Raw genomic sequence first — 14891 nt, 5'->3', positions numbered from 1 at the left:
CGTCAACCTATTTTAGGCACACACAAAGTATCGTAAAACCGAATCGGGTATTAAAGTTCAATTCCCGGAGCTATGGACTACGGACTATGGACTTCGCCACCAATAACTCAATAACTTATTAACCAATAACCTTACAAACCAACCAACCACTAGAACCGAAGTACAACGCCCCCGCTATGGACTATCGACTATTGCCCAAACCACTATGAAAACCACTACCACAATTCTTTTTTTCTTCTTCATGTCGGTCAATATCCTGGCGCAGACGCAGCGCTGGGCGATCCAGGGTGTGATTCAGGATACGCAGGCCAAGGGTTTGCCTTCCGCGACGATTACGCTGCTCGATCCCAAGGATTCTACTTTGGTGACTTTTGGTGTCAGTAATCCGCAGGGAGGATTTGAGGTGAAAAACCTGCGCGAGGATGAGCTATTGGTGCAAATCAGTTTTGTTGGCTACAGGACTTTTTCCCAATTGGTCAAAAAGCCCACTGGTTCGCCCATTTTTCAATTCGGGACGATCAAGTTGGAGGAAAGCACGGAGGAATTGGAAGGCGTGACTGTCGAAGCAATAGCACCTGTGACGATCAAGAAAGACACCATAGAATACAACGCGGCGGCCTTCAAAACCCAGCCGAATGCCAATGTGGAAGACCTGCTGAAGCGGCTCCCTGGCGTGGAAGTGGATAGCGAAGGGAATATCAAGGCCCAAGGGGAAACGGTCCGCAGGATCATGGTGGATGGCAAAGAATTCTTTGCCAATGATCCAAAATTGGCTTCCAAAAACCTTTTGGCAGAAGCGATTGATAAAATCCAGATCTACGACCGCAAGTCGGATCAGTCGCAGTTTACAGGAATCGACGACGGCCAAAGGGAAAAAACCATCAACCTCCAACTCAAGGACAGCCACAAGCGGGGATACTTTGGAAATGTCACTGCCGGGTATGGAACCGACAACCGCTATGCGCTCAAAGGCAACGTCAACAAGTTTACCGAGAAAAGCCAACTATCGCTCTTAGGCCTTTCCAACAACACCAACGAGCAGGGATTCTCGATCGATGATTACATCAATTTCAACGGCGGTATACAGAGCTTTTCGTCCGGGGGAATGGTGCGCGTAGTCGTCGGCGGTCCGGGTGCGACCAGCAGCATTCCCTTGAATACGGGTCAAAGGATGAACGGAATCATGAATTCCCATGCATTTGGTGCCAACCTGAACAATGAATTCAGCAAAAAAACCAAGATGACGGGGAGCTATTTTTTCAATTACCTCGACCATTACATCCAACAAAACTCCGATCGGATCAACTTCTTTCCGCAGGGAAACCTGAATTTCAATGAGCAAAGCCGTCAGGACAATGTGAATGCGAACCATCGCGCCAACTTGATTGTGGACCACCAGATTGACAGTTTGAATTCATTCCGATCGACCACGAATTTGACCTATACCCAATCTGATCGCGCTACCAACAGCATCACACGTAACTCGGATTCCCAAGACAATACGCTCAATTCCGGCGAGCGCACCAACCTGAATACAGGGGACAATTTCCAATTCAATACCGATTTCCTCCTCCGGCATCGGTTCAAAAAGCCGGGAAGGACCATTTCTGCCAATTTCAACTTGGGTGCAAATCAAAGTGACTACGAAGGCAGCCTGTATGCCGAGAACCAGTTTTTTACCGGCACCCCAAGTACAGAGATCATTCGCCAACAGAATTTCCAAGATCGGGATGCCTTGAACTATGGGACCAACCTTTCCTACACACAGCCAATCGGTGGACGGAAATACCTGGAGTTGGTGTACAATTTTAGGCAAAACCACAACCGGGTAAATCAGGAAGTGTACGATTGGGAGGAAGAAAATCTGGTGCTGAACACCGATTTGAGCAATAAATTCAACAGCATCTACACCTACCACAGGCCGGGAGCGAATCTGAGTTGGAATCGGCAAAACTATAATTTAGTGACTGGGGTGGCTTGGCAGGCCACCAGACTGAAAGGTGATCTTTTGCTCGCGGACGAGCGAATCCAAAACAGATTTGAGAATTTTCTTCCCAGCCTCCGCTTCAATTACAACTTCAGCAATACCAGAAACCTGGGCTTCAACTATGGCACTTCGGTCACGGAACCGACCATAGAGCAGCTACAGCCCGTGGTCAACAATGCCGATCCCTTGAATCTCTATGTGGGCAATCCAGAACTCAAACCCGCTTACCTGCACAATATGCGGCTGAATTACAACAGCTTCGACATGGGCAAATTCATCAGCTTCTTTGCCAACGCGAATGTCAACTATACCAAAAACGCGATCGTCAATTCCCAGACCATCGATGAAAACCTCGTCCGCACCGTCATGCCCGTCAATGTGGAAGACCAATGGACCGCCAACGGCAACGTGAATTTTGGATTTCCGATCAAGCCGCTCAACAGTAATTTCAGCATCGGTCCCAATGGCGTTTACCAGCGTGGACTCAATCTGATCAACGGCCAGGAAGACGAAATCAAGATTTCCAATTTTGGTGGAAACATACGCTATGACTACAATTGGGAGGAATACCTCATGATCGGCTTGAGTGCCAACCTCAGCCGTCAGCGCACGGGTTATTCCTTCAATCCCCAGCAAAATCAACTCTTTTTCAACCAAAGCTACAATGCGGAGGCCACCGTCAACCTTTTGAAAAAATATACGATCGGAGGCAATTTCAACTATTTGGTCTACCGCAGCGAAACGACCGATTTCAGCGAAACGATTCCTTTGCTCAACCTTTCGGTATCACGATTTATCCTCAAAAACAATAAAGGCGAAATCAAGCTTTCCGGCCAAAACCTGCTTAACCAAAACGTGGGTGTGTCCCAAAGGGCGGATGTCAACTACGTAGAACAGACCGTCACCAACAATCTTGGGCGCTTTGTGCTTCTGAGTTTCACCTACAAGCTTGGCAGCAATCCCATGAACAATATGCCTAGGCCGGGAGGGGGCGGGATGCGGATGATCAGGATGGGAGGATAGATCGTTTTATTTTCAAATTATTCAAATCTGATTTCACAACTTGTTAAGAGTAAAGAAACCAAAGTGAATAAATTGGATTAATGAACAAAAAGTTGATTAACGCTTCGCCCAAATAACCTCCTTCTCTTATAGAAAAGAAATCATCATTCGTGAGTGAGCTTGCTTTGGCCAATTGGAAAAAGTACCGATTTATCTACCCACAAGGATAAAAAAATAGGTTAGTCATCCAAAATTGTTGGGGTCCAAGCCTTCTTGTTTTATCATTGATTTCTAACAACAAGGACTGTCCTTTCGGAATGTATAAGTGATTTTTGCCTCAACCCACTCTTTTTTGGAATGGTCAAACAGTCTTTGGGAAATCACCAATTCCACATTATTGTTTTTTCCTGAATTGGTTTTTAGACTTTCAATAACAATGTCCTCATGGATTTGCTCAGGATAATCAAATGGGTGTGGAAAACTGTTCCACGACAAAGTCGCTGATCTATTGTCTTCCAAATCAAACCTCCTTCCATCTTGGACATATAATACTGTAACTTGATCATTAAATTCATAATGATGTGGAAGTCTGAGAATGACTTGAGAAAAATGTACGTTAAAATATGCTGGGCTGTACAAATTAAGAAAAATCGTTCCAGAATTCTGACCGAGGAATATTCTGCTGTCGTTGGTTTTGATAAGTTGATCGAGTAAATCCAGCGAAACAATCCCCTTACCTGTAAAGTCTATTGGCCGATCAGACGTAATAGATTCCGGAAGATATAATCCAAAAACAGTTTCCGGATGTTCTTTTTCAGCGCAGGAAATAATAAGTAAACCAATAAATATGAATTTGAAAATGCTCTTGATCATCGCGTGTCCTGTTAGATTATTTGTGAACTTAGAAAAAAGAAATTGTTTTTACTAATTTATTCTTTAATCTCAAGATTTTAAAGGCAACTACAAAAGAAACGATTAACGTTTCAACAAATTCGTACACATTTTAAAGCAATGTTGATGACCAGCAGTTGGGGATTCAGGGAGAATCAACAGGAATACGTTGAAAGAGCAGACCAGCGAGAACAGATTACAGTCCAGCGTGGGAAGAAAAAACCCTATGCTTTAATACCCATGGGCGAAGACGATTTTTATATCAATGTCGCGATGCTCAAGCGTATCAAAGAAAGCCTTGCATAAATCGAATCCGGTGAGACAAAGAGGATTTCGAGTTCTGAGGAGGTAGATGGGTTGTTGGGTTTATGAGATAAGCGTTATTTTTTGGAGTTTTCAGGAATGCTCTGAATAAACTAGAAAGCGAAAAAATTATCACATAAAAACTATAACAGCTCACAACATATCTACAAAACTTTGCGTCCTTACATCAAGATTTAGAAACTTATGAAAAGGTACTTGTTGGTTTTTTTCGCATCGTTTATTTTACTATCCTGCACAGAAAGCCCGGAGGACCTCGAAATTCTTTCCCTTCCTTTCGGTGATTTTGAAGTAACAACCTTGGGTATCAGTATCGACTGTGGGTTAAACGTCCTGAAGTTTGATGAAAAAGACCTGGATCGTCTTGAAACTTTAGTAGGTCCAGGCCGGCTAGAAAGGAGGGATTTGCGAGAGGGATTGAACCTAGATAGGGAAAGGTTTGGTGATGCCGATTTAAAGCTAAAAGTTCGCATTCGTAAGGTATTGGATAGCGAGGTTCCAATGTGTACGGCTCGTGGAATCAGTTATCCAGCCGTTGTAGTAATCGGGGCGGATACGATTGAAAACCAGTAACGCTTCCGGCAAAGATCTTAATTCTTTGAATTGTATTTCTACGAAGCTGCCGGGACTCTTTAGCGTATGGATAAAGTGTCAATTTTTATAAATACCTGGCATATACAGTTTGCCTGGGATTATTCTTGAGGTATTGCAACAAACGATCTAAAGGGATTTACTCTCCATTTAAACCCGTCCCGCACCCAAATTCAACATTGGTTTTGGTTCTTCTGTTTCTATCGCATAGCTTCGAGGAGAGACTTAGCGATCTATGAAAAACACCTACCTCTTCGGGCTACTTTGCTTGATCCTTTTTGCCTGTAACCCCGGACCGAAAAATCCTGCCGATCAAGTGTATGTCAACGGTGTCATCTACACTGGGGACGAATCCAATCCAAAGACCGAAGCCGTGGCCGTCAACGACGGGATGATCGTCGCGGTCGGCAGTCGGCAGGAAATCGAGTCGCTGATCGGCAAAGACACTGAGACGATAGATCTGCAGGGAAAAACCATGACGCCGGGCTTTATCGAATCCCATGGGCACCTGATGGGCATCGGTTACAACAAACTCGACATCGACCTGATGTATGTGCAGACCTACGATGAACTCATAGAAAAAGTCGCTGAAGCTGCCGCCAAGGCCGAACCAGGGGAATGGATTACAGGTAGAGGCTGGCATCAGGACAAATGGCTGAAAATGCCTGATAACACGGTCCAAGGTTTTCAGACCCATGAGGCCCTGAGCGCCGTCACGCCCGATAATCCCGTTTATCTCGCCCATGCATCGGGACACGCTTCCTTCGTGAACAAAAAAGCCATGGAAATGGCTGGCATCAATCCCCTCAGGAGCGAAAACCCCCAACAGGAAGTAGAGGGCGGAGAAGTTGTCAGGGACGAGTTGGGGAATCCGACAGGGATTTTGGTAGAAAGGGCATCCGGATTGGTATCCAAGCTTATTCCGAAAGATACACCTGAGCGCATGGAAAAAGCCCTGGAACTTGCACTGAAGGAACTGGCGGAAAAAGGGATCACCTCCTTTCACGACGCAGGGAGCGGGCAGGACTTTATCGATATGGTCGAAAAGTTCAGGTCTGAAGGTAAGTTGACGTCCAGGATGTACATCATGTTGACCGGACGTCAGCCCGAGCTTTTGGAGGAATGGTACAAGAAAGGCCCCATGATTGATCCCGCGCACATGGTCACGGTCCGCTCGATCAAGCTGAACTGCGATGGTGCCTTGGGCCCTTGGGGCGCGTGGTTGTTGGAAGACTACAGCGATAAGCCTGGGCAACGGGGCCACGAAACCCTACCGATGTCCATCGTCACGCAGGTTTCGGAAAAAGCACTGGCGACAGGTTTCCAAGTTTGTGCCCACGCCATCGGTGACCGTGCCAATCGTGAGGTGCTGGATCGCTATGAGGCTGTCTTCGCCAAATTCCCCGACATCAAAGATCACCGCTTTCGCGTGGAGCACGCCCAGCATTTGCATGTGGATGATATTTCCAGGTTTGGGGAAATGGGCGTCATCGCAGCGATACAAGCCATCCATTTGAGTTCTGACCGTCCTTGGGCCATCGGCAGGCTGGGCCCGAAGCGTATCAAGGATGGGGCTTATGTCTGGCAGAAATTGCTGGGATCGGGAGCCGTAATTTCGAATGGGACCGATGCACCAGTGGAGCCTTTGGATCCGATACCCTCTTTCTATGCATCCGTGTCGAGAAAGACGCTCAAAATGTTGCCCGAGGGAGGTTATGAACCAGACCAGAAATTGACCCGGGAACAAGCCTTGCATTCCTACACCTTGGCGGGCGCCTATGCGGAGTTTGAGGAGGATTTCAAAGGATCGATTGAGGTCGGAAAAGCGGCTGATTTTACCGTTTTTGACAAGAATATCATGGAAATTCCCGAGAATGAGATTTTGGGCACCAAAGTGAAAATGACCGTGGTAGGAGGGAAGATCGTCTATCAGGCGGATTGATTTCAATGGCGGCGAACTGGTTTCAGTCCACAACACTCGGTTTCCTGTCGGTTTTAGCTATTTCCAAAGTTTATGCTATGCTTAGCCGCGCATAGCTTGTCGCTCCTTTACATTTACGATATGTGGATACTCCAGTTATTGAATGAACCCTATCCTCTGAATTCAACCAGGAGAATGACTTGGTTTGCTGCGTCTGTCTCCATTTTTGTGTTTCTCTTCCTTTCCTTTTTCCAGCCATTCGGGCTTGGCGCAGATAGCTTCGTGGGGCTTTTGAAGGTCACGGTCGTGTATGGGCTTATCACTTTTTTTACGATGGTATTGGCCACAGTATTATTGAGATGGCTGTTCCCCGGGTTTTTTTCAGAGAGTCGGTGGGTTTTTGGCAGGGAGCTGTTTATCGTGATGATCAATTTCTTCCTGATCGGCGTGTTCAATACACTTTACTCAAATTACATGTTCCAAATTGGTCTAGGCTTCAGCGGGTTTTTGATGTTCCAACTCTACACGATGGGCGTTGGCTTTTTTCCAATCCTCTTCTATATGATGTTGAAGTACACCCATTTGCTCCGTTCGAATATCAAGGAAGCAGATGAACTTTCGGGCAGCATCCAAAAAACCCATCCAGCCCCCGAGCATTCCGACCAGTCTAAAATCCGTATCCATTCCGAACTCAAGAAGGACGATCTTGAGATCAATACTGCCGATTTGGTCTATGCAGAGACTGCCGACAACTATGTGGCAATCCATCATCTGGAAAAAGGACGCCTGTCGAAAAACATGGTGCGGAGTACGCTTGGCAAAGTGGAGACTGACTTGGCAGGCCATATGCGTATTCTGCGCTGCCACAGGGCTTTTATTGTAAACTTGGATTTTGTGGAGAGCTTTAAGGGCAATGCACAGGGCCTGCAACTCCGGCTGAAGCACCTTGACCAAGAGGTGCCGGTCTCCCGCAATATGGTAGAAAAAATAAGGAACCTGCTCCAATCCTGATTGCCAATCGGCACCAAGACTCTTGCATTTTACCCCAAAGTTTGCTTTCTATCCCAATTCCTTTTCCTGTAGCCCAAGGATTTTTTCGGCTGTGGGAGCGACACTAGGTTTGACGAAAAATCGTACAAACCTATGTTCTACCAAGCCATTCTCATCATCCACATCGTCGCCGGGTTTTTGGCACTCCTGTTTGGCGCCATGGCAATTTCATCCCGCAAAGGCGAAGCAAATCACAAAAAATCCGGAAAGTGGTACGTTTTTGCCATGTACGTCGTGGGGTTTTCCGCGATCCTCATGACGCAACTCAAAGCCAACCCATTTCTATTCACGGTCGGAGTGTTCACGCTTTATATGACGCATGTCGGAAATCGTTCGATTTTCTATTTCCGCCTGAAAAACAGTTATCAAACGGGCTGGAAAGACATTTTGCCGATCGCCATAGCGCTCGTTGTGTCGGGATTTATGGTATTCAAACCAATTTATGAAATGTTGCAGCGGGGGAGCTTTTCGGTATCCGTCATGGCCGTTTTTGGCGGTATCCTGATGGGTTTTGCACTCAGGGATCTCCGGATGATTTTGAAAAACCCGGTATTCCAACCAAGCGATAAGACATGGTTGATCAAACACATAGGCATGGTTGGCGGTGCCTACATCGCGACGCTCACAGCATTTCTGGTGACCAATATCAGTTTCAATCCCAGTTGGCTGATTTGGCTGACGCCGACCCTCATTGGGTCGATCCTGATCGGGCGGGCCTCCAAAGCTTGGCGACAGAAGCTCAGGCTCAATCCGTGAACAGCCATTCGTGTTAAGAAAAGCCGAAGGTTGGTATTGCGAGAAATATCGAAGCCCATACCATGTTCCCTTATCATAAACCCTCGAAGACATGAAAAATCTTGGCCTTTTATTCCTACCCGTCTTGCTGCCATTCATGGTACCTGCCCAGGTGTCGATCAGCGGCAAGGTTACCGACCAAAATGGCCGTCCGATTCCTTTTGCCAACATCGGTTTTGTGGGAACGAGCATTGGTACGGTTTCGACAGTCACTGGCGAATTTGAACTCATCCTCGACGAAACTCGGCAAGATGGCAGCCTTTTGCGTTTTTCCTGTATGGGGTATGAAGCCGAAGAACTGGCGATTTCCCAAGCGGTCTCCACGGATCAACTGCATATCAAACTCAAGGAAACCACCTTGGTCCTGCAGGAAATGATCGTGAAATCGGGCGGCCTGCAAACCAAGGAATATGGCAACAAGGATGAAAAAACCTCCATGAAAACCAACCTCGCAATTAGCGAAAGGCCAAACATGAATCTTGGCGCCCAGATCGGCCGGAAATTCCGATTGGGCAGCAGGGCGAATTTTGTTTCAAAGCTGAAGTTCTATGTGGGGTACAACAACTTTGACTCGCTGCTCATCCGGGTCAATTTCTATGATTTGGAATCAGGTAAGCCAAGTAAGAACCTCAACCAAAGGCCAATCATTCGGCCCGTGATTGCCCACAAAAGAGGATGGGTGACTTTTGATTTGGAGAATGAAAACCTCGTCCTAAGCGGGACCATTGTCGCGGCTATCGAATGGATTGGTGCCAGTAGCCGGGGAAATCAGTTCGGCTTGAATATTTCGATGCCGGCCCTTTTTCAAACCCATTATTACAAGTATGGGGCCCAGAATGATTGGAAGGTTTTTCCAAACATGTCTACGTCGATGGTCCTCATCGTGGAATCAGCGGATTAGGCCAACAAAAACGATTGGAGGAATCTCGGCATTTGCCGGCTTGGATTGATTGGAAGATTTTTCTAAGGTCAAACCCTGCATCCGCTAATTCCACCTCCCGGCTCCAAAAATGAGGATGAAAATGGCAAAGATCAGGTATGCCAACACGAGCCCCAAGGGTAGAAAAACCAGCCATTTGAATACGGCAGGCAGGCTTGGGTGTCGGTAGGCATACCATCCGATCCCAGCAAAAAGTCCAAACACAAGCGTCAATACCAGGTAAATGATGTTGGTCACGTCACCAAAGTAATCATCCTCATGCCCAAGATTCATATTGGCAAAATGGACAAAAAGGGTCATGGCAAGCAGGTAAGCGATATAAAGAAATGAGACCAAGTACAAGATGGTAGTGACAAGCAGGGCGGTTTTCATGGGCTGATGGTTGTTAGGTTTGATCCGTTTTGGTCTAAATCTCTTTTGCAATGGTCTTTTCATTGCGGGACCATTCGCTCCATGAGCCGACGTACAGCTTCGGAATGTCCATTCCTGCTTGTGCAAAAGCCAATAAGGTATGGCAAGCCGTCACCCCCGAACCACAGTGGACGATGATGTTTTCGGCTTTTTTTCCCCCGACCAATTCAGCGTACTTTGTTTTCAGTTGTTCAGCGGGAAGATATAATCCCTTTTCATCCAGGTTGGAAAAATAGGGAACGTTGACCGAACCAGGGATGTGCCCAGCTACCAAGTCGATCGGTTCACTTTCACCGCGGTAGCGAAAATTCTCTCTGACATCGATCACGAGATAATTCGGGTTTTGTGATACGCGTTCTACTTCCTGAATATTGGAAAGGGGAAGGTTCCAGTTTTTGGCTGGATAGGTCGTGGACTTTGGGACTGGTCCGATTCCCGTTTCCAGCGGAAAACCTGCCGCTTCGGCAGCAGCCAATCCTCCATCCAGCACCTGTACCTTCTGATGACCGATGGCCCGCATCATCCACCAAAATCGAGCGGCGGCATTGGCTCCATTTTTGTCATCGTATACCAACACATGGTCTTCAGGTTCGATTCCAAGCTTGGAAAGCAGGCTACAAAAGGCATCAGGGCTTGGCAGCGGATGCCTGCCGCCATTTGCAGCATTTTCCTTGATATCCGAGAGGTCAGCATTGAGGTCGACGTGCAGTGCCCCCCTAAGGTGCTTCTTTTCGAAGTTGGCTTTGCCAAAACTGGCATCAATGAGTACATAGCTGCCCGAATTGAGGGTCAGCAGATCATTGGCTGAAATGATTGGGGTAACGTCCATGATGTCAAAAGAAAGTAGGGTAAAAATAGTAAGTGAGGCCTTAAGTCCTGACTTGCTGCCGCAATTCTTTTTCACTCACAGAACCGTTGGTCCGGCAATCACTGGACAATTCCATTTTGTCCATCCTTTCTCCCCAATAATCAACCGTATTTTTCCTATGTTCGCCATTTGTAGGGATATCCATGGTGTTTTTTGGCTTTTTGGAATAGTTTGAACTTATATTTCAAAACTTCTGCGCAAATAGTTCACACGATCATGAAGCACAAATTAACCTTAGCCCTTGTTGCCTTTTTAATCGGATTTTCTGCCTTTGCGCAGGAGAGCAAGGTATTTGATGACCTCAGCCTGCCCAGCAAAATCCTCGGTATGGATCGCAAATATGCGGTTTATCTGCCGCCAGGCTATGAAAGTTCCCAGCGTAGCTACCCTGTTCTATACTTATTGCATGGGGGAGGAGATGACCAAACGGGCTGGGTGCAGTTTGGAGAGGTGCAGCATATTGCGGACAAAGCCATCAGGGAAGGAATCGCGACTCCGATGATCATCGTCATGCCGGATGCGAATACAGGCCGAAGGGGATACTTCAACGATGTGAACAATGAGTGGCGCTATGAGGATTTTTTCTTTGAGGAGTTTATTCCAGAAATCGAAAAACGCTACCGCATCAAGGCTGAGAAGCGGTTTCGGGCTATTGCAGGACTTTCGATGGGAGGGGGTGGCACCTTTTTCTATGCCATGCACCATCCGGAGATGTTTTCTGCGGCCTGCCCTTTGAGTGCCGCCCTTCGGAATATTTCATTTGAGGATTACAAAAAAGGCCTTGCCGACAACAAGGTTGAAGTCAAAAACCCGTCTACATTGGAAGCATATTACCAAAGGCACAATGCCCTACAGCAAATCGCAGCCAACGATCCGAAAGACATGAAGTCGGTGCGTTGGTTTTTCGATTGTGGGGATGACGACTTCTTATATGAAGGCAATAGCCTAGTGCATATAGAGCTCCGCAAAAAGGAAATTCCTCATGAGTTCCGAATCCGAGATGGGGGCCACACATGGGGCTATTGGAGAACATCGCTTCCTGATGTCCTGTCTTTCGTCTCGGAGGGATTCCATCAGCGTTAACAAGCTGATAAACAGTTAATACTAATTCAAAATCTCCAAAATCAGTAGGGAATTCGTAAGGACATCCAAGTGGTTTGGGGGTGATTCCTTTGCTTCCCCAAAACGGAGGGTTCCTCTACAAATAGCACCATTCAGCAAAAATCGACTCAGCCTACGTAGCCATAAGGTTTTCTTTGTGGTTATAATCATGATGGTGTGTCCATCTGAATGACAGCCTTGAATGATTAAGAAAATAAAACCAAACCAATGAAGTATATTTTAATCTTTTTGTTGTTAGCGGGGTCAGTTTCAAGAGCTTTTTCCCAAGAATATTCGGTCAGGGGAACCATATTAGAGGCGGGTACCCAGTCGGCGATGCCTTTTGTCAATGTACTCATGTTGTCGGTTGCGGATTCTGCACAGGTAGCAGGAATGGTATCTGACATGGATGGCCGATTTGAGTTCACCCGGATCAGCGAAGGGGATTATATCTTGAAAGTGCAATACCTTGGTTATCAGAATTTTTTCCAGTCCGTATCCGTAAAGTCCAATCTTAATTTGGGGAATATTTTCCTCAAGGAGGACGCCCAGGCCCTCAACGAAGTGATTGTAGAGGCACGCCGTTCAACTGGCAGCCAAAAAAGCGATACGACCATGTTTAATGCCGATGCTTTCAAAACGATGAAAGACGCAAGCGCGCAGGCTTTGATCGAAAAACTGCCGGGCGTACAGACCCAGGATGGGATTATACAGGCGCAAGGGGAAAATATTGCCCAAATACTCGTGGATGGCAAGCCGTTCTTCGGAACGGATGTAAAGACAGCGCTTCAAAACCTTCCAGCAGAGGTAATCGATAGAATAGAGATATTTGACCAAAAAAGCGAAAAGGCCCAACTCAGTGGATTCGATGATGGAGAAAGGTTGAAGACAATCAATATCATTACAAAGAAAAACCGTAGGAAGGGCCAATTTGGCAGAGGAACTGCCGGCTATGGGACCGACGACAGGTATCTTGCGGGTCTCAGTTTGAATGTCTTTGACGAAGACCAGCGGATTACCCTGACGGGACTTAGCAACAACATCAACATCCTGAACTATTCCAGCGACCCCAACGCACAGGACAATTCAAATCCACAGCAGGGTATCATCACCACCAATATCCTTGGTTTGAATTACTCTGACAACTGGGGTGAGAAAATTAAGGTAACGGGGAGTTACGTCTATTCCAACAGGGAAAATGTCGGCATCGTAAATCGATTCCGGGACTTTGTCACAGCGGATGAATCGGACAAATTCTACTCAGAAACTGCCCGTGACGTACGTGTCAACAAGCAACACCAAGCCGATATGAGGTTGGAATGGAATCCAAATGAAAAGAACCGGATCCTGTACATTCCCAGATTTTCTGCTCGTTACGAAACAGAAAACTCGGGCTTCTACGGTGAGACTGAAGACGGTCAGGAAATTATCAATTCGGTTGAAAACATCAGGACCGGCTACTATCAAGACTACGATTTCGCCAATCGCTTGATATATGGACATAAGTTCGGCAAACCAGGTAGAAGCATCACATTTCGTGGAATTTCCACTTTGGGGTGGAATATCGACGATGCCCAACGATTGGCTAGGAATACTTTCTTTGAAGATGGAACTGAGAGGGAGGAGGTACTGGATCAAAAAATTACCCGCGAGCGAAACGGGAATTCTTGGCAGGCGAGGGTGTCCTACACGGAACCAATCGGGACGCGGGGCCAGACAGAGGTGGAATACCAAGTTGGAAATCGCAAAAATGACTCCGACAAGCTTACCTTCAATGTGGAAGATAGGGACGTAAACGGTGGCCGCATGGTAATTGATACGGCATTGAGTAATGTTTTTAACAGTAATTATCTTTTCCACGAAGTGGAGTTGGGTTATCAGTTCACGACCGAAAAGGCCAAACTTCAAGCGGAGGTTGAATTTCAGGACGCCACGCTTGAGAATATTCAAGAGTTCCCAAGTGCTACAACTTTGGAGCGAAATTTTGTGAACTTCTTGCCAACCGTGAGGTATGAGTACAAATTTTCCCCAAATGTCAACATCCAATTGGATTATGATACTTACACCAACGAGCCGCAAATCAATCAACTCCAAGAGGTCATCGACAACACGAACCCACTGCAGTTGCGTACCGGAAATCCAAATTTGGACCAAGCCTACACCAATCAATTTCGCTTGCGGTTTAGGGGTAACAATCCGGATACTGACAAGAACTGGTTCGTTTTTGCCCAATCACGACTTACCAACAATTTCATAGCAAACAGCACCTTTATCGCCAACGAACCTACTGAGATCCAGGATGGGATCATTTTGGAGCGCGGGTCGCAGCTGAACAAACCGGTGAATTTGGATGGTTTTATGGATTTTCGCTCTTGGTTCAGTTATGGAATGCCATTGGGATTTATCAAGTCGAATTTCAACCTCAATGCGGGCCTCGGATTTACCCAACGCCCCGGTCAAGTGAATGACGCGATTGGCTTTAACAATTCGACGCGTCTCAGCACCGGCTTCTCGATCAACAGTAGCATCAGTGATCAGATTGACTTTAATATCTGGTCACGATCATCCTTCAATGAGGTCCGCAACACGCTGAATCCAAACTTGAACAATGAGTTTTTCCAACAGCGATTTAGGGTAAATTTCAACTGGATCATTTGGGAAGGTATCATTTACCGACTTGATCTCAACCACCAGATCAATACTGGTCTCTCGGAAGGATTTAATGCCAATTTTTCTCTGATCAATATGAGTCTCGGTAAAAAAGTCTTCGCCAACCAAAGAGGAGAGATCAGTTTGATGGTATATGATCTTTTGGGACAAAACGCCAACGTTAACCGAAACATTACTGAAACCTTTATCGAAGACATCCAGACCAATGTGCTTCAAAGGTATTTCATGCTCAGTTTTTCATACAACCTGAGAAGGTTTAGCAAAGGAATGGATGAAAAAACATACGAGGAGATGTACCAATCGAATCAATAAATCCGAAGAAAATCAAGCCCAATAAGGGCAA

The 14891-nt window shown here is 46.4% G+C and carries 12 protein-coding genes; 9 read left to right on the top strand and 3 right to left on the bottom strand.

Annotation, left to right across the window (positions count from 1 at the left end):
• Positions 1–205: 205 nt before the first annotated feature.
• Positions 206–3010: an outer membrane beta-barrel family protein gene (locus C943_RS16210; protein ID WP_008629956.1), complete on the top strand. Its 2805-nt coding sequence runs from the start codon at positions 206–208 to the stop codon at positions 3008–3010.
• 270 nt (positions 3011–3280) lie between these two features.
• Here C943_RS16210 and C943_RS16205 read toward each other — a convergent pair whose 3' ends face one another.
• Complete coding sequence (locus tag C943_RS16205) at positions 3281–3862, bottom strand: hypothetical protein (RefSeq protein WP_040481048.1); 582 nt, start codon at positions 3860–3862, stop codon at positions 3281–3283.
• Between the two features lie 144 nt (positions 3863–4006).
• Between C943_RS16205 and C943_RS16200 the strand changes: the two genes are divergently transcribed.
• The 6 genes from C943_RS16200 to C943_RS16175 all read left to right on the top strand — a co-directional run bounded on the left by C943_RS16200 (position 4007) and on the right by C943_RS16175 (position 9459).
• The gene (locus C943_RS16200; RefSeq protein ID WP_008629953.1) at positions 4007–4186 is read left to right on the top strand and encodes a hypothetical protein; all 180 of its coding nucleotides are present in this window, start codon (positions 4007–4009) and stop codon (positions 4184–4186) included.
• A gap of 201 nt (positions 4187–4387) precedes the next feature.
• The gene (locus tag C943_RS16195) at positions 4388–4774 is read left to right on the top strand and encodes a hypothetical protein (protein ID WP_040481044.1); all 387 of its coding nucleotides are present in this window, start codon (positions 4388–4390) and stop codon (positions 4772–4774) included.
• Positions 4775–5027: 253 nt separating this feature from the next.
• Positions 5028–6734, top strand: a complete 1707-nt coding sequence (locus C943_RS16190) for an amidohydrolase (protein ID WP_008629951.1) — start codon at positions 5028–5030, stop codon at positions 6732–6734.
• Positions 6735–6908: 174 nt separating this feature from the next.
• The gene (locus C943_RS16185; protein WP_008629950.1) at positions 6909–7724 is read left to right on the top strand and encodes a LytR/AlgR family response regulator transcription factor; all 816 of its coding nucleotides are present in this window, start codon (positions 6909–6911) and stop codon (positions 7722–7724) included.
• A gap of 132 nt (positions 7725–7856) precedes the next feature.
• Positions 7857–8519 carry a DUF2306 domain-containing protein gene (locus C943_RS16180; protein ID WP_008629948.1) on the top strand — a complete coding sequence of 221 codons (663 nt, stop codon included), beginning with the start codon at positions 7857–7859 and terminating at the stop codon, positions 8517–8519.
• Positions 8520–8610: 91 nt separating this feature from the next.
• Positions 8611–9459 carry a carboxypeptidase-like regulatory domain-containing protein gene (locus C943_RS16175; RefSeq protein ID WP_008629947.1) on the top strand — a complete coding sequence of 283 codons (849 nt, stop codon included), beginning with the start codon at positions 8611–8613 and terminating at the stop codon, positions 9457–9459.
• Positions 9460–9543: 84 nt separating this feature from the next.
• On the opposite strand, the gene C943_RS16170 is transcribed toward C943_RS16175, so the two are convergent.
• Both C943_RS16170 and C943_RS16165 read right to left on the bottom strand, forming a co-directional pair.
• Positions 9544–9870 (bottom strand): hypothetical protein, encoded by a 327-nt coding sequence (locus C943_RS16170; protein ID WP_008629946.1) that lies wholly within the window; start codon positions 9868–9870, stop codon positions 9544–9546.
• Positions 9871–9904: 34 nt separating this feature from the next.
• Positions 9905–10813, bottom strand: coding sequence for a sulfurtransferase (locus tag C943_RS16165; RefSeq protein ID WP_008629945.1), 909 nt, complete (start codon positions 10811–10813; stop codon positions 9905–9907).
• Between the two features lie 180 nt (positions 10814–10993).
• Here C943_RS16165 and C943_RS16160 point away from each other — a divergent pair, with 180 nt between their 5' ends.
• Complete coding sequence (locus tag C943_RS16160; RefSeq protein WP_008629943.1) at positions 10994–11860, top strand: alpha/beta hydrolase; 867 nt, start codon at positions 10994–10996, stop codon at positions 11858–11860.
• 246 nt (positions 11861–12106) lie between these two features.
• Complete coding sequence (locus C943_RS16155) at positions 12107–14860, top strand: outer membrane beta-barrel protein (protein WP_040481038.1); 2754 nt, start codon at positions 12107–12109, stop codon at positions 14858–14860.
• Positions 14861–14891 lie beyond the last annotated feature (31 nt).

This window comes from Mariniradius saccharolyticus AK6 (assembly GCF_000330725.2).
Lineage (GTDB): Bacteria > Bacteroidota > Bacteroidia > Cytophagales > Cyclobacteriaceae > Mariniradius > Mariniradius saccharolyticus.
This window is presented reverse-complemented; position numbering and strand designations above follow the sequence as displayed.